The 15,869-nt window shown below is 45.1% G+C and carries 13 protein-coding genes; 2 read left to right on the top strand and 11 right to left on the bottom strand.

The window, feature by feature from the left end:
* Positions 1-208 precede the first annotated feature (208 nt).
* On the bottom strand, positions 209-1,822 hold the full coding sequence (locus AB6E85_RS04025) for a hypothetical protein (protein WP_372141549.1): 1,614 nt from the start codon (positions 1,820-1,822) through the stop codon (positions 209-211).
* A 437-nt stretch (positions 1,823-2,259) separates the two neighbouring features.
* Here AB6E85_RS04025 and AB6E85_RS04030 point away from each other — a divergent pair, with 437 nt between their 5' ends.
* Positions 2,260-4,476, top strand: coding sequence for an AAA family ATPase (locus tag AB6E85_RS04030; protein ID WP_372141550.1), 2,217 nt, complete (start codon positions 2,260-2,262; stop codon positions 4,474-4,476).
* Positions 4,477-5,403: 927 nt separating this feature from the next.
* On the top strand, positions 5,404-5,787 hold the full coding sequence (locus AB6E85_RS04035) for a Fic/DOC family protein (RefSeq protein WP_372141703.1): 384 nt from the start codon (positions 5,404-5,406) through the stop codon (positions 5,785-5,787).
* Between the two features lie 200 nt (positions 5,788-5,987).
* Here AB6E85_RS04035 and AB6E85_RS04040 read toward each other — a convergent pair whose 3' ends face one another.
* The 10 genes from AB6E85_RS04040 to trbC form a co-directional block, all read right to left on the bottom strand.
* Positions 5,988-6,449: an RES family NAD+ phosphorylase gene (locus AB6E85_RS04040; RefSeq protein ID WP_372141552.1), complete on the bottom strand. Its 462-nt coding sequence runs from the start codon at positions 6,447-6,449 to the stop codon at positions 5,988-5,990.
* Complete coding sequence (locus AB6E85_RS04045; RefSeq protein ID WP_016800265.1) at positions 6,446-6,889, bottom strand: antitoxin Xre-like helix-turn-helix domain-containing protein; 444 nt, start codon at positions 6,887-6,889, stop codon at positions 6,446-6,448. The genes AB6E85_RS04040 and AB6E85_RS04045 overlap by 4 nt, the downstream gene beginning before the upstream one ends.
* Before the next feature lie 427 nt (positions 6,890-7,316).
* Positions 7,317-7,760, bottom strand: a complete 444-nt coding sequence (locus AB6E85_RS04050; RefSeq protein ID WP_372141553.1) for a hypothetical protein — start codon at positions 7,758-7,760, stop codon at positions 7,317-7,319.
* Between the two features lie 85 nt (positions 7,761-7,845).
* A complete protein-coding gene (locus AB6E85_RS04055) occupies positions 7,846-10,560 on the bottom strand; it encodes a conjugal transfer protein TraG N-terminal domain-containing protein (protein ID WP_372141554.1) in 2,715 nt (904 codons plus the stop codon).
* A gap of 12 nt (positions 10,561-10,572) precedes the next feature.
* Positions 10,573-11,934: a conjugal transfer protein TraH gene (locus AB6E85_RS04060; RefSeq protein WP_372141555.1), complete on the bottom strand. Its 1,362-nt coding sequence runs from the start codon at positions 11,932-11,934 to the stop codon at positions 10,573-10,575.
* Positions 11,931-12,368, bottom strand: a complete 438-nt coding sequence (gene traF / locus AB6E85_RS04065; protein ID WP_372141557.1) for a conjugal transfer protein TraF — start codon at positions 12,366-12,368, stop codon at positions 11,931-11,933. The genes AB6E85_RS04060 and traF (AB6E85_RS04065) overlap by 4 nt, the downstream gene beginning before the upstream one ends.
* A gap of 15 nt (positions 12,369-12,383) precedes the next feature.
* Positions 12,384-13,193 carry a type-F conjugative transfer system pilin assembly protein TraF gene (gene traF / locus AB6E85_RS04070; RefSeq protein WP_372141558.1) on the bottom strand — a complete coding sequence of 270 codons (810 nt, stop codon included), beginning with the start codon at positions 13,191-13,193 and terminating at the stop codon, positions 12,384-12,386.
* Positions 13,194-13,205: 12 nt separating this feature from the next.
* A complete protein-coding gene (locus AB6E85_RS04075; RefSeq protein ID WP_137001387.1) occupies positions 13,206-13,409 on the bottom strand; it encodes a hypothetical protein in 204 nt (67 codons plus the stop codon).
* Positions 13,410-13,433: 24 nt separating this feature from the next.
* Complete coding sequence (traN, locus tag AB6E85_RS04080; RefSeq protein WP_372141560.1) at positions 13,434-15,179, bottom strand: type-F conjugative transfer system mating-pair stabilization protein TraN; 1,746 nt, start codon at positions 15,177-15,179, stop codon at positions 13,434-13,436.
* Complete coding sequence (gene trbC, locus AB6E85_RS04085) at positions 15,176-15,862, bottom strand: type-F conjugative transfer system pilin assembly protein TrbC (RefSeq protein ID WP_372141562.1); 687 nt, start codon at positions 15,860-15,862, stop codon at positions 15,176-15,178. The genes traN and trbC overlap by 4 nt, the downstream gene beginning before the upstream one ends.
* Positions 15,863-15,869 lie beyond the last annotated feature (7 nt).

The raw sequence follows: 15,869 nt of genomic DNA on the forward strand, positions 1-15,869 counted from the left end.
AAGGCATGACAGAATCGGTTGGTACTTATCCCGTCATGTTCCCTCAGTAATGACATTTTGAAGCCTTCTACCCAGTTAGGGCTTTGAAACCTTCTTGGAGAAAATCTCGGTTATGTGGGCCATTTATTAGACTCAAATTTTGGCGCATCTCCAATTTGAGTCTAATATTGATAATGGTATGAATGTGTTGGTGTCACTTACTGAAAAATCAAGCCTCATGCCCTAGTGTTTCGACCTGAGCCTTCTTTGCTAAAAATTCTGGTACTTTAGCTATACCTTTGTTCCAGTGCCGCTGAGAAGCATTGATTTTGTCCATTAGCTCATCGTGTAACCTATTAAAGTCGTTTATCAGCTTCTCACTACCTAGGGGATTCGCCCTCTCAACGTTATGAAGTTTTCCGTACTCATTGATATGCTGACGCATATCAAATCGTGCAGTGGTCTGCTGTGCATCTTTTTCAGCACAATAGTCTAGGAAGTCAGATAATTGAGTCCCTGCTTGATTACAGACGTCAAGCATACTTTCGAAGGACGTTATGCAGCAGAAGTGTGAGTGTTCGATTAAAACCTGGTCATTTAAAGCTTCATGTACCCTGTTTTCAAACTCATTTCCCAAATACTTTACTAACTTCATGGCGCTACCCATATAAAAATCTTGGTGCGTGATTATTAGAGAGTATCTTTTTTTCTTATCTGGTAGGGTGTCATATCCGTTTTCTTCAAGTATTTCCGAGCACTTCCCAGTTTGGTTCATAGCATGAATAATCGTTCCTTTAAGCCTATCTTTCACCATTCTTGGGTTATCAGTAACTAATATACGTTCATTCGGCTCAATCGCTTTTGCATCAACAAGGATGCACCTGTCTCCTTCCCGTATTAAAAAATCAGCCACTTTGGCGTTATTGTTGACACCTTTCAATCGGTAAAACTCTTTTAACATGTTTTCACGTACGACATCTTTGCCGTACGAGGTAAGAAGATTTGCAATGTAGTCCTCAAAAGCAGAACCGAATTTTTTCTTGAACCCTTGAGCGTCAGCTCTCTTGAGTGTTCGAAGAACAAACTCACTGATACCTATAGTTGCTATGTATGAGTGGACAGCAGAGACTCCATTGGGAAGTAATAGTAGTGGTCGAGAGATCATCATTGGCTCAGAAAAGTATTCTACTGCGCGAAGTTTGCCTCTTTTCGTGCGTTGTTCTTGAGCTATCTTCCTCATGCCTAGCGGATTAGCCCCCAGTATTTTTAGCATCTTGCGTATTGAGTTGATATCAAACGCAGGATTAAACCTACAAACAAGATCGGAATATGAAATGAAGCTAGAAGGTTTGTCCAAAAACATGGCAGCGAAGTGCAGTGAGAACACTAAGAAGTCTTGTAACTCGACCCCGACTTCTTGTTTAAAGTTATTTTTGAATGACGTGCTTGCTCCTTCAGAGCACATAATTGTGTAAAGGCGTGTGAAGAAGTAAAGGTGTAGACGTTGGTCTTGCTGGAAGAGCAACTGAGGCAGTAAGAATGCCCTCAGTGAAAGCCAAATATTTTCTGCCTCACCTATGTTAGAGGCAACAGACTGCAACGACCATAGTTTATCGAGAATCTTGCCAACGTCTTCCTTTGACGCTTTCGATGCATACCTTTCTGGCTCTAATTCTAGAGTCCAGTCTAGAGCTAGACATGTAATCCAAGGAGCGGACCGGGACCGATCTACCCCCTTGCCGAAATCGGTATGAAGGCGGGATAAAAGGTGCTGAACTACAGACTCGGTTGTGTACCGTTTAATCGAGCGGCGTATTCGATATGCTTCTTGCTCAAATGACATGATTACTAACTCTCTCCGTAGTGTTTTGGCATAGTGGTTTTCCTATCTGTGAATAGTCACTAAATCAGTAGACACAGAGTAATCTAACAAATGCTCAACTAAGCACATATTGATTCATTACCAAGACTGGGGCAAGTAAGGAGTTAAACAGGTGTGATACAAAGTGACTCTAAATCACTTTGGGGCACTTTCTAGTTAGAAAATGCCACGGGTAAAAATTCAACCTGAGAGGTTTTTGGACAAAAATGAGCTACACGATTTACAAATTAGTTAGTTATGGATTAGATAAAGTATTACGATCATTCTTGCGTAAACACCAAAAACACAGGAACTGATCTACGTCACGGCTTTTTTAGGTGAGAAGCATAAGAATGCAACTGATTGCAACTGATTGCAACTGATTGCAACTATGCGTTAAATTATAAAAGAGCTAAAAAATGATTAACACCATAACATTAAAAGGTGTAGCTAGTTACTCACCAACTTCGCCAGTGGTTATTCAAACTGACAGCAAGAAGATAAACCTGCTCTATGGCTTAAATGGTTCAGGTAAGTCTACAATAGGTAAATTTTTACATTCTCCTGAACTACCTGAATACCGAAACTGTTCCATTCAGCCCAGTGAGTTGGATGAAGATATCTTGGTTTACAATCAAGACTTTATACGTAGCAACTTCTATGAAATTCCCGACTTTCAGGGTGTTTTCACTCTGAGCGAAGAAAACAAAGAAGCCGAACAAGCAATTGAAGAAGCAACAGAGAATACAGCTCACCTAAGTCAAAACATCGAGGTTTCCGAAACAAAGAAAAGTCACAAAAAAAATGACATAGAGAATGAAGAGACCTCACTAAAGGAATCTGTCTGGAAAGCAAAAACCACATATGAAAATAGTGCACTAGATTTTTGCTTAGATGGCTTACGAAGAAACAAAGTTGGCTTTCTGAACAAGGTCAGATCAAGTAGTGGAAGTGTCACATCTACAATTGAATCATTGCAAAAAGAGGCTAGTGAGTTATCTGGACAAGACGGTAGTCTACTTCCAAGCGTACCCAAGATTAACCTTGATGTCAGTAGCTTTGAAAATGATCCGATTTTGACTCAAGTTATCGTGGGATCTACGGACTCATATCTATCCGACTTAGTCGAACAACTGGGCAATTCTGACTGGGTAAAATCAGGTCTAGAATACATGAAGCCCGATAATCCGTGTCCTTTCTGCCAGCAAGAGTTAAGCTCATCGATTACCGAAGCGATCAATCAACTGTTTGATGAGACATACTCCAAAAAAGTCAGCCAGATAGAAGGGTTATCTAACAGATACAGAGCTTTAGTTGAGGATATTGAGAGCAAATTATCGGCTCCAGTATACACTTTTGAAGACGATGTAATTACATATGGCTTCGTAGATAAGCGAAAGCTACTACTTGAAAAGTTATCAGCCAACTTGTCTCAAATTGACCTTAAAATCAGAAACCCGAGTACGGTAGTTTCGCTTACCGATACGAGTGATCTAGTGGCAGATGTTAATACTGCGATAGCCGAAATACAGAGAGACATAGATCTAATCAACGATAAGATTACAAACAAGAAAAGCCATTTGGATCGAATAGCTTCGGAGTTTTGGATGATCCTGAATGGGCAGTTTAGTGCGCTTATTGCAGCTTCAGATCAAAAGGTTAACGACCTTCAAGGTGAAGTAAAACAAATATCCGATGAACTCAAGCTGTTTCATAGCCAAAAGATTACTCAAAGAAATATCATCACTGAAAATCAGAAAAAAATAACAAACATTGATTCATCGATAAACAATATCAATCAACAACTTGCTGAGCTAGGTATACACAGTTTTAAAATTGTTAAAGCAGCAGACGATCAGCAACGTTACAAAATTGCCCGTCCTACAGGTAAAAGTGTTGACGTATATAACACTCTTAGTGAAGGAGAAAAAACACTCATTAGCTTTCTTTACTTCTTAGAGTGTGCTTCAGGTTCAACAAATGAATCCTCTCCTGTTTTGCTGAACAACCGAATCGTTGTAATTGATGATCCTATTTCAAGCTTGTCACACAACTACGTCTATGACATTGCAGCCCTGATACATCACAAAGTCTTTAGCGAAGACTTTAAACAAGTTTTCCTATTGACACATAACCTATTCTTTTTCCACGAATTACTGATGCTCAAGAACGCATCTAACAAATGTCCTGCTGGATATAAACTGTTTAGAGTTGCCAAATCTAAGTTTAGCCTCGTACATGATTTAAAGAGGGATGAACTTCAAAATGATTACCAGATGTATTGGCAAGTCGTCAAAGACAGCACTTCTAATCCAAGCTACGCACACATGCTGCCCAACGCGATGAGAAATATACTGGAGCACTACTTCAATTTTGTTCATAAGAAAGAATCGCTAAAGCAAACCTTAGAGCAATTAGGGCAAACGGAGTCAGATTTTAAGCCTCTATTTAGGTACATAAATAGGGAGTCCCATTCTGATTCGATTAACCTAGTTGATTTCGAAAGGATCAATGCAGAAAAATACATTGAGAAATTCAAACAGATATTTGTAGAAACTGGTTTCGAAGAACACTACAACAGCATGATGGGGATTGAAAGCACGGCTGAGGTTGTCGCAGAAGCAGAACCTGCTTAATTGAAGTCGGATGGGGCTACCGATGACACTTATCGTCTAGGGAGTGAGCGAAGATGTTGACAAACATCTTCCCATTTTCCTAGGCGATAGCGTTGATATTTTCTAACGTTAACCACTTTAGATTTCATGTTAGCCACCTCGCATATCTGCGACAGTGATAGTCACTGACAACTCTTGCAAACCATTTACAAGCTGTAACTGTTGCATTTGTTGTTGGTAGTAGGCGGTAGCCCCAGCACATTTATAGCAAATTCAGATATTTATATCCACATTAAAATGAATGCACGGTATAAGTTTTTTTCTGTTATGAAACCATTAATTATCGTAAGGCAAAAACGCTAAGCCGAAGGTCACACCCTTTTGCCGTAACGCGTTTTGGGGCATTTTCGAGCTAGAAAAAGCCACGAGTAAAACTTCAGGCCAATGAAGCCTCTGGACAAAACTTTGCCAGTGACCTTACTAGAATAGAATGCTGCTGCGCGGTTCACTTGGCTTTGCGAAAATCGCTACTTTATGACATTAGCTGATTAGTCATGTACAATTAATGCAACCAACAAGAGGAACATTGATATGGCCAATGTCTCAAATTCGAAGCGCCAAAAAGCTACATTTACCCCTAGCTTAAAGAACTTCAAAACCAGTTTGGGTTATGAAGGCATGACGATAAATAAGAAATCGAACGTTCAAACCATTGAAGATTTAAAACGCAAGTGTGCGAGATAAATATGGTGCTGAGTAGGACAAATACTGTTACTCAAATTCTGATGTTTTAATTAACAGATTGAATATAATTGACTCGGATGAACTTGAAAAGCCGAAGTTGAGTTTACGAGTTATAGGTACCTTTCATACAAAAATAATGTTTCTGAAATCAAGCATTTAGACTTCAATCACCTCAAATGTCTACATCACCATCTATTCCAAGATATTTTTGAATGGGCAGGTCAAGTTCGAGAAGTGGATATATCTAAAGGCTACACTCGATTCTGTAGCGTTTCTAGGATTGAAGCTGAAGCTTCAAAATTATTTGATATTATCCCTTCGTTAGATAATTTGGCTTTGCCTGATCTTATCCAAGAATTAGCCAATCTATTTTGTGAATTAAATTTGTTACATCCTTTTAGGGAAGGTAATGGCCGAACTTTACGTTTTTTCTTTGAAGAACTCGTATTTATCCTTGGCTACACCATCGAGTGGCCTAAAATTACTCAACAAGAATGGATTGATGCAAATATTGCAGGGGTATCACTCGATTTAGACCCGTTAATTACAATATTTCGTTTAGCTCTATCTAGTGAAAAACAAGACTGAATTTTTGTGCGATTGCATTAGTTTTAATCGCCTAAACTCAGCTGAGGAATGTTGAACCGCTTTTTTCTGTGAAAAATAACGGGGTGAAAGTGGTTTAACTTATCTTCGCCGTCTAACTTGATGTAGCCAAAAACAGATCAAACTAAATTGGAACTGACAAACTTTAATGTCCTCGGACAATTACAGTGGGAATAGCTGATTTATAGAAGCCGGGTATCGAAAGAAATTTCGTGTTTTTTGGCCGTTTTGATGAGTTTTGGATAACCTGGATGTTTTGTGTTGAGCACATAGTTTTGTTCGCGAGGCACAATCACCGATGGGATCGCCAGCGCCAAGCTTGAATAGGTCGATAACCATTGATCACCGATTTCGGCTGTCTGAAGCGGGGCTGGCTCTTCATTCCAGTTGTCCGGTAAGTCGTCATTTTCAAGGACCAAAGCATCGGCTTCATCCAGTTCCAACGTAAACAAGACATAATTTTCAAGTACTTTGGTATTTTTTAGATGAACCAAGATTTCTAAAATGGCAAGTGACTCTGACGCCGCAACATAAACCGCAGACCGTCCAATAGAATTCCAACGCCCTCCGTACAATCTGGAGCCTTCGCCATCGAAAGCTGACTCTTTCCACTTTTCCTTTACGATTCGGTACAAAGTGATCAAGAAAATACCCCATGCTCTAATCGTCCAATTAGGTTTAGCACACCCTCTGATTCAGCAGTTGTGGCAACCATATCGATAGGGCGGCGATTACCCAAACCAACCACAGGGGATTTGATCCATTCACACGCGGCCAAAATATCACCTTCAAACAAGTTGATGGTTTGGTTGAATATCTCAGCAAAACGGTACAAACGATCACTTTCGTCTTTGTTAAAACGTCCCGCTTTCGATCTGCGATTTAGTGTGGCTGGTGGAATTGTAACAGCGGTAGCCAACTCTTTCTTTTCCAATTTAGAGTGCTTGGCTAGTTTGTCAAAAACATCAAAATCCAGACCTTTATGAACAGACTCATAAAGGGTTACCCCTCGCGATGGAATACCTACTTGCTGCCAAAAGCTAGCTGGCTGTTTAACAGGCTTGAATGCTTGCATTTGTGACATAACAATAACTCCTTATCAGATGATAGTGTCATTATGTATCAGATGATTGCGGCAGGCAAGTTTACAAGTACATAGCTCGGAAAATTGGAGAGCGATAAGTAAGTTAGAGCCTTGTCTTCTAGCTTTTAAGTCCCTTCGCTTGTATCGACAACAACATATTGAAATTCAAGAGGCTGCTAGGATGTTGGGGAACAACAGGGGTAGCTTCAGCAAAAAATTAAACCAGAGCACAAGTAATAAACTTGGATTGGTTGAAAGCCTATAGGTATATCAGCCTATTAGGACACAGCAGAGGCCGCAGTCATCATTGCCTTGAAAAACACGGCAAGTCAGTAGCTTGGTCTAAGTTTACCCCCGTGAGATATCACGGGGGTAGTAGCGAACGACATGATAATAATGGATAACTTTTGGAGGGTAAACCAACAGCCTACAACTGCTTTTGTACAGGGCAAGGGTATTGCTCTTTGAGAGCGGCAACAAGGTAGCTTCCGATAGAGCCCGCAAGCCTATTATATTTTTTTACACGAGGATCATGCTCAATTTGGTTATTGATAAGATCCATTAACTCTTTTGTTTTCCAGTTATATAAAGTGTCGCGATTGGCTGCATCTTTCATGGGCAAGCAATAATCAATGCGCTGATCGCGAGCATCTAATCGAGTGGTATAAAAATCTACCGTATCTGCAGCAGCACGAACGGTGGCTAATAAGTATTGATACTCTTGATTATTCGGCTTTTTATAATACTCCAAGTAATACGTCATAGAGGCTGGATTGTTTTTACTGCCTGAAAGTTCATCAAAACCTTGTGCCGTAGCTCCTGAAAAAGAGCACCATGTGAATAAGCCTAATATGATCCATTTCATCATCATTATTCTCTCCATTTAATACTGTATATAATACTAGGTTGTTTTGATACCTTACTTGGGTTTCTCGATAATTAACCATTATTTATAGTTAAGGTCGGGTTTTATCCTCCTCATTCTCTGTTGGCTGCAAGTTGGAAGGTGGCTCAACACGGTTACTGGTGCCCTCAAATTGTTCACGTGTCTCCTCCACGATTTGTGAGTGGTTGTCGGGGGTGTAATAACGCTCAGTGCCGCCGCGCTGTTTATGCTGCTCAATCGCAGTTTGGCTAGTGTTGCCTAGAGCTTTACCTTTGTATTGTTCGCCCACCATCGTTTGCCACTCGGCTTGAGTCGGCTCAGGATTAAAGGTACGTTCGTGATCTTCTTGAGTGGGTACGCTGGCGAGCACAAAATCTTTAAACGTGTCGGTTGTTTTAAATGCTTCCCATTCATTTGCTCGGTCTTGGCGTGATTTATCATTACTACCGGTAAGAATCTGCTTTGCTCGTCCTTCTTCAGATTTATATTGCTCCTCCACAAAATCTTGGAATGGTATTTCCAGTTTCTCAATCAGGCTCGCCACTTGACGATGCTCTTGGCTGTTGACTTGACTGAGCGTATCGATCTCTTGTTGAGCTTGTGTCGTGGACGTTATCAAACCTTGTGTCTCACTAAAGCTTGCCGCAAAGCCAGTGGCGTAAGTGCCCATTTCCGTATTACGTTCATCGGCCGTGAGGCGGTTGCTCGCCTCAATGGTTTGGTTGGCACCAGATCGGTAGGATTCGATGGCGGCTTGCATTTGGCTTTGTTGTTCGCTGCTCATGTTGCTGAGCGTTTCGCGGTCTTCCTGGGTCCATTTTTGTCCAGTGGACGCGTTCACACTCCCATTCAACCCTACGGCGTCACCGAGTGCGCCGCTTGACAGTCCAGCGTTCACGTCATAGCCACCGTAAGCAGAGTGTAAGAAGGCATTGGCTTTCTCATGGCTCCATCCGGTTGCTGCGATGACTTGTTCTGTCGCTTGACTCACTTGCTCTAAGCCTTTTGAAGCTGCGGCAGTTGCACCGTGCCCATGAGTTAAACCGTAACCTTGGATTGACGAATAACTCTCTTTCCAATCGGCCATCAGTTGAGTGCCACTTTGTGTGCTTTGCGACAAGGCCGCTTGTTGTGTCGAGAGGTTGGATTGAGCTTTGGTGTGCAAGTCTTGCACCGCTTCACTGTATTGACTGGTTGATGCGACGTTCCATTGGAAATTCGACGCGGTAGGGCTAGTGTCATACACGGTGGTATCACCGTATTGCGTTGAAAGCATACCTTTAGTGTCTTGGGTGGTGGTACCGTGCTGTTTCAACAGGGTCGACGTATCAAACTTATTGCCATTGACGTTGTTAAACGTGTGGGTCTGCATTTGCATTTGCGTATTACCGTGGCTGATGTCACCGCTTGAGGCCGCGGCTGAAGTACGGGCATTGGTTTGGTTTATCATCCCCGCCAGTTGGTAGTTTAAACTGCTCATCATGGCCGCCGCCCCCTTGGTTAACGCCAAGGCAATCGCGGGGGTGGACATCATCAAGTAACCGGTGATGGCGGCGTAACGCGTGTTGACGTAATCAATGCCGCTCATGTTCGAGAGGGTAATGCCGCGTAACCCTTGTGTCGCGCCCTGGGTCGCCCCTTCTAAGAACCACATCATGATCGCGTTGAGGATGGTGAAGATCATTGGCCAAGTCGCCAGATAGAAAAAACTGCCCACATAGTTTTTAAGGACAGGCAGCGTCATATGTGGCAGCAAGGCAATGATGGCAATAATCGCCCCAAAGCAGACAAACAAAATCACCCCTATCGAGTGCATCATTGGAATGAACTCTTTGGCTTGCAGTCCAATGTTGGCCCACATGGTCGTCGTTTGCATTTGGTTGGCGGTGTAGGCGTAGTTGGCCGCGATACCTCGGTGCGTGTTTTCGATGTTCCAGCGCGTCATGTTGATGACCATGTTCTGTTTTAAAATATCGACCGCGCTGTTACTGACCCCAATTAAATCTAGGTGGCTATTCTCGATGGCGTTTCTTAAAAACGTTGAGTTGATATTACTTTCTCTTCCTAAAATATACGCGCCCAGTTTATTGAAGGTTCGATTGGCTTCTTGATCAAATTGTTGAGTGATTTCAGGAAACGCGTCGCGGCAGGTTCTGTATTCACCCTGATGGTTATAGAGCCCACGAATGGGGGACATCGATTTTGTGGCGAGAAAACCCAGTAAATCCGGTGCTTGCAGGATGTCTTGCATGGAGTACTTTTTGTTAATTCGAATGTCTCCGACGATGCAGTTGTGATAAAAGTCTTTCCAATAGCGTTGCAGATCAACGGTTTCGGCGTTGGCGCTACGAAGCAACGTGTATAAATTCGAACCAAACACCATGCCCGAGGAGCTGTAGCTTTCATCCTCTGTACTGCTAAAGACGATTTCAATGCCTTCGGTTAAGCCTTGCATGAACGTGGTGGCCGCCCAACCGGGTATCGCGACGATGTAAGGCACGTTATTCACGTAATAAATGCGCATGGGATCTTGTGCGTCATTGATATGGACGGTGGCTTTCATGCTGATAAGAAAAGTAGGGATAGCCAAGTAAATAAACATAAAACGCATCACATGTTTCGCGTCTCGATAGACAAAAAACAGAGTGGCACTGATGATAAAAGCCAGTTGTAAGGCGATTTCGATTAACGAGCCAAAGGTGTTGGTGGTAAAAAAAGTGGCGACAGCGTTCAAGGCTCGTTGCAATTGAGGGCCTGCGCCATAGAGATAAAAGTCTAAGGTCATGGGGGATCTCCTTTAATGGCCAAAGGTGAGGTTCGATAGGGTAGCGTCACTGGCCGATTGGCCAAGGAGCTTTCGTTTGCGTTTTAGGCGCTCAGTGAGGGCTAAGTACGCGTTCAATTTTGTTTTGTGACGGTCTCGAAGGGTTTGTAAGTAATCCCTTGCCCTGTTGATGCCTTCGAGAGTGCGATTGACATCGTTAGGGTTCACTGAAGCGAGGTTGGTCATGGATTGATTGACGATCATCAGCATGTTATTGAGATAGGCATGCAAGAGATCGGCGGCAATATTTTGAGCGTATAGATGGCTTTCTGGTTGCAGGTTGAGGTGCGCATCATCAATGAGCATCGCCAAGATAGGAATGTCACTGAGTTCAACAAAACTCTTCTCGGATTCGGTGATAGGTTGGTCAGATTGTAAGTGGGCGTAGAGCGTATCAACGGTGTGGCGAACCTTGGCGTTAAAGGCTTGGCTTTCACTTAGGTTGATGGCGCTGAGGCTCATCGAGAGGCAGGTCTCGGTGTTTTCGCATCGATACACCTCCAAATCCCCTCCGGTCAAAAGGGCGTTAATGGCAGTGTCGTTACCCACTAGCATGGCCGGAATGTAGCTTGGCGTCCCCTGCGCGTCGTAAATGACGGTACCAGTGAGGCTTAAGATAAACTCGGCGACCTCTTGGTTGTCTTGAAGGTAAGCGCTTTTCATGAGCGCATCCCACACCACATTTAGGCTCACTTTCACGGCGTGCGCGGTGGCATCGTCGGTGTTGCCAGCCAGTGTGCTCTGGTTGGTACGGATGTTGCGACATTCGTGTTGCGCTTCTAACCAATCAGCGAAAGCGTTGCTTTGCGTGCCTAGGGTCGCGCAGGCATGACGCTTGGCTTCCCCATCGGTAAAGGCCGCTAAACCAGAGACCGCCGATTGCGCTACTTGGCAAGAGTTCATCGAGGTGGTGAGGAATTGGTCAGCAATAGCCTGCAGTTTGTCCCGATTCTCTTTGATGCTCGGCGCCCAAGTTTGCAGCGCTAAATCCACCGCGAAGGGCACGGCGTTAGCAATGACGGCTTTACCAAAAGACACCAGTTGATCCGAATTAATGTGAGAAAAACCGCCCATAAAAGCATCAATGCCTCCGCATCCTGCGCTGACAGAAGGCAAGGTGATGGCGGCCAATTGAATGTTTTTGATGTTGGTGCGAGCAAACAAGCTGCCCGCATTATAGTAAGTGGCTGATTGGCCTTGATAGGCACTTGGGTTCGTGATGTTGCGGCTAAAACTGCTGTCATCCCAAAAGCTGTCCATGGCGTCGCCCAGGCCGCCCGCATGAAGTGAACCGGCAATACTCATCAAGAGAGCCAGGAGGGTAGGTCGCGTCATTGTAAACTCTCCATTATGGTGACATCGGCGCGCACGGCTTGGTAGCTCTTAAGCAGCTCAGTGTACGGAACATTACCTTCACTCAAACGCACGTACTTACCATTGCTGACGTTAATTAAGAACGTAGCGGGCGTAATGGCGTGTTTGAGATCCCCAAAAAACGCGGCGGTGATGTCAGAGGTCGTCGGGATAGGCGTGATGTAACCGGGTATGGGCTGTCCGTCAAAGGAGAAATCGTACACAGGTAATTGAGTTGTTTGCTCGAGTCGCTTCATGGTCGGGGCAAAATGGTGGCACTCAGGGCATTGACTAAAATGGAAGAAGACCAAAGCGTACTGACCTGTCATCACAGGGTGAGTTTGCGTTTGAGCGAATGAGGGTGAGGCGAGCAGCATCAGCACACCCAGCAATAACGTGCGAAGGAAAACGTTCATAGGGGGCTCCTTAATTTAAAAGTCGCTGTCTTGATAATCGGTCGCGACGTTGTGAAAGCGAGAGAGCAAGTCTTTTTGTGAAATGAAGCCGTAGGCGAGGGGCTTGAGTGCTTTGGTGTGAACATTGGCCAGCATTAAAGCCGGTGTGTAGCGCACCTGTACACGCCCTGTCTTATCAATACGGTTTTCATCAATCGCCTCAAAGGTCTGACCGTCTTTGCTGATCCCCACCAGTTCGATGTGGTACCGGTGGGCAAAGTCTTGGATGGAGGGCGCCAGAGTTTGAGATAAGGTGTCTTGCCCTTCGTAGATGAAGTAGAGGCCCCAACCTTCTTGCACCAATTGACGCACAGTGGCTTCGTTTTTGAGCTGGAGACCTTGATAGTACGTCGCTCTTGCGGCTTGCTCTGTGGGGCGGTCTTTGGTGTACGAGTATTCGGGGTGTTCGTTGATGAGCTTTTTGAAGGTCATGCCCGTTTGAGTGGTTTTGCCATCGATGAATTTTTTCAGCTTCATCAATTTTAGATTTTTCTCTTCATCGGCTGGGTTAATCGTGGCATCGTTTAACGCTTCCTCAAATGTCCGGTGGAACCATTGCATCTGCTCGGTGGCGCTCATCACAGTAGACACGCTATTGGGGGGGAGGCGCTCCTCCTCTTTGGGTGGGGCTTTCGGCGCTTTGGCCTCGTTATACCAGCGCCAGCCTTTGGGGGGCTCATTAGCGAAACTGTGAAAGGCAAACACAGACAACAACATCAACGGTAGGAGGTTGATTATTAATCGGTTAACGGAGTTGTTCACCGTTTTTGTGGATATCTCCTTCATGGTGTGACCTCATTATTGCCAGAAACTCAGCATCTTGTGGGTGCGCGTGTGAAATAACATCCAAAGTGCTTCATCGTTACCGTGTTTTTGTTGGTGCCTCATCATTTCTTGCTTGAGCTGATGGAGTTTTCGTTTGAACAGAAGATGGCGGATCAGGGTGGTAGCAAACCCGGTTGTCGACAGGGTGGCCACAAGTAGAGGGAGTAGGGGGTCCATATCATGTCCTCATCATTGATTAAGTTAAGGTCTATAAGCGCTTTGCAATCGCTCTTGGATTTCTTTTGCTGAAGGCAGGTTGGTGTTGCGGTGCATGTCGTCATAAAAGTCCGAAAAGTCGAGGCGTTCAAAATCTATGTTTTGAAGCTGCTCGGGGGTAAGGGCGCCGCAAATGGGGGTTTTGGCGGTTCCCAGACTGATACCTAACTGGCCTTTCGAGCCTTGCTCTTGGATGATGCGTGCCAACTTGCTGTCAAAGACGCAGTAGGTCTTCTTTTTCCGGATACACGCGCCTAAGACTTTTTCTGCGCAATAACTGCCAAGGGCAATCGTAAGCCCTTGCTCTTTGGCTTGGCCGAGCGCCTTCTCTTCATCGTTGCATTGCGTCACGCCAATACTCGTGCCCCAACCGCCGTCTTTGCAACAGTCGGCAAAACCAAAAGCCGCGTCTGTGCACTTCATGCCTTTGCCTGTAAATATCATTGGTGGATCGCCAAGACCGTCAGCGGCTTCTGCGAGGGCTGCTAAGGCTGAGGTGCTTTCATTAAAGCGGTTTGAAGTGGTCGCCATCACTTCAAAGCAATCGCCATCCAGACAAAAGCTCTCTTCTCCACAGATTAATTGAGTGGCACTGCAGCGCCGTTGTGGGCAGGATTTATTGACTTTCTCCTCAATGCACACACCGTTTTGCTGGAGGCTGCAATGGGTTGACGTCGTGGTGCAATCGGCGGGCAGGACGTTGCACGTATTGGGTCGAGTGCATTGGTGGTCAACCCGATACTTCCAGCAATCGAGCGTGGTCGGAATGCCATTAATGGTCCGGGTGGCTCGACCTTCAATACACTGCTGGCGAGTGACATTGCACGAGTTCATCAGGCTGCATTGTGTTCGCCAGGTTATGGTGTTTTTAATGCAGTTCCCACCAGATAAGGTGAACCCGTTTGAGCAGCTTAGCGTGGCTTTTTTCGTTTGTGTGGTGGGTCGACAAATCTCGTAGCGTTTATCCCAGTGTTCGCTCGCTTGCCAATTAACGTGATAGGTCTGTTTTAACTCGCCAAGCGTGTAGCCTTGATTGGGAGAGACTTGCTTCCCGCCCCATAAATACGTGGTTCGTGACGATGAGAAAATGCCATCACCTCCCGTTTGACTCACATAATGTTTATTATTGTATCGGCATTGTGGGAGGGGACGTTGGCAATCCTCCCCTTGCTGTGTCCAGCCGGATGGACAGCGGTAGAGTACTTCACTGAGGCTCACGGAGGCGACGGGGACTTTTTCACACGGTACTGGGTTGTGAGTCGGCCGGTGACATTGCTTTGCGATGTTATCGATGACGCACTGCGTGGCGTTGTCACAATCCACGTACTGATTAGACTGACCATGACTGATCTCATAGGCGTTCTCAATGCCAAGGGTGGCGAATCGATACGTATCATCATTGGGGTCAATGATGGCACTATTATTGTTAAACCCCTCTTGTATTGCTTGAGCGTGTTCGTTGCTGCCAAACTCCAACGTGGATTGGTTTGTGATTTGTGCGTCAGTCATCCCAGCTTCATCAGGCTGTCGGATTTGGCTTTCACACCCTGGATTATTGTCGCTGCAGAAGTCGGACAGGTTAAGCGTCATCTCTGAGGGGGTGTAAGCCTCATTTTGGGCGTTTTTCGCCCATTCCACGTTGTCGTAAAACGTGTTTTCTTGTGGGTCGGCAAGGGTAGGAAGGGAGAAGAAGAGAGCGGCGCTGAAAGAGAGCCAAAAGGGCGTATTCAAGGGGAACTCCTATTGAGCACTTGTTTGGCGATGTGTCCTACATCGCCTTGGCTTAAAATCGTCAATGCGTTGGGAAGGGCAAGGTTGCCGTGAACCATGTCGTAAGCATTTTTCGGGCAAGACGCTTCATTGCACGCGTCTCCAATCGCCACAAACACGGGGACATGGGTGATGTTAAATTGACGAAACCATTGTGGGCTGATGGCAAAACCGCCCTCAATCGCCTCTCCCTCGTCGGACGCTTCTAACAAATCCATGATTCGAGAGGTGGTTGGGACCATGCCTTCTGGCAGTACCCCACGTATCACGAGCGGAACCTGATATTGCTGACTTTGTTTGAGGAGCTGTTTGAGCGCGTTATCAGGCATGGAAAGTGACACAAACACCATCACACCTTGTGCCTTTTTGTTTGGATTTTCCTGAGGCACCCCAAGCACACTCGCAAGCGGCGAGTCTTGCAACGCCCTATCTAGGTGTTGATTCATCGACAACGCTTCTTGCTTATGTTTTTGACTCCGCTCTAGGAGGGGAGCCAGTTCACTGTGATTGACTGGCGCTGCAATGGTCTGCTCTTGCTTGGCTAGGGCTTTGAGCTCTTCTTGTGAGTAACCCACTCTGGCCAATGCAAGGGGGCTAACCAGCAGAATAAGTAACAGCCAATAGGCTCTTGGGCTAAATGACATCGTCTCG

The sequence above is a fragment of the Vibrio sp. 10N.247.311.51 genome (assembly GCF_041467855.1).
Classification (GTDB): domain Bacteria; phylum Pseudomonadota; class Gammaproteobacteria; order Enterobacterales; family Vibrionaceae; genus Vibrio; species Vibrio coralliirubri.

Coding starts and splice junctions, on each gene's coding strand:
- AB6E85_RS04025 (WP_372141549.1), bottom strand. CDS start 1,822: ATGTCATTTGAGCAAGAAGCATATCGAATACGCCGCTCGATTAAACGG.
- AB6E85_RS04030 (WP_372141550.1), top strand. CDS start 2,260: ATGATTAACACCATAACATTAAAAGGTGTAGCTAGTTACTCACCAACT.
- AB6E85_RS04045 (WP_016800265.1), bottom strand. CDS start 6,889: ATGTCACAAATGCAAGCATTCAAGCCTGTTAAACAGCCAGCTAGCTTT.
- AB6E85_RS04050 (WP_372141553.1), bottom strand. CDS start 7,760: ATGATGATGAAATGGATCATATTAGGCTTATTCACATGGTGCTCTTTT.
- AB6E85_RS04055 (WP_372141554.1), bottom strand. CDS start 10,560: ATGACCTTAGACTTTTATCTCTATGGCGCAGGCCCTCAATTGCAACGA.
- AB6E85_RS04060 (WP_372141555.1), bottom strand. CDS start 11,934: ATGACGCGACCTACCCTCCTGGCTCTCTTGATGAGTATTGCCGGTTCA.
- traF (WP_372141557.1), bottom strand. CDS start 12,368: ATGAACGTTTTCCTTCGCACGTTATTGCTGGGTGTGCTGATGCTGCTC.
- traF (WP_372141558.1), bottom strand. CDS start 13,193: ATGAAGGAGATATCCACAAAAACGGTGAACAACTCCGTTAACCGATTA.
- AB6E85_RS04075 (WP_137001387.1), bottom strand. CDS start 13,409: ATGGACCCCCTACTCCCTCTACTTGTGGCCACCCTGTCGACAACCGGG.
- trbC (WP_372141562.1), bottom strand. CDS start 15,862: ATGTCATTTAGCCCAAGAGCCTATTGGCTGTTACTTATTCTGCTGGTT.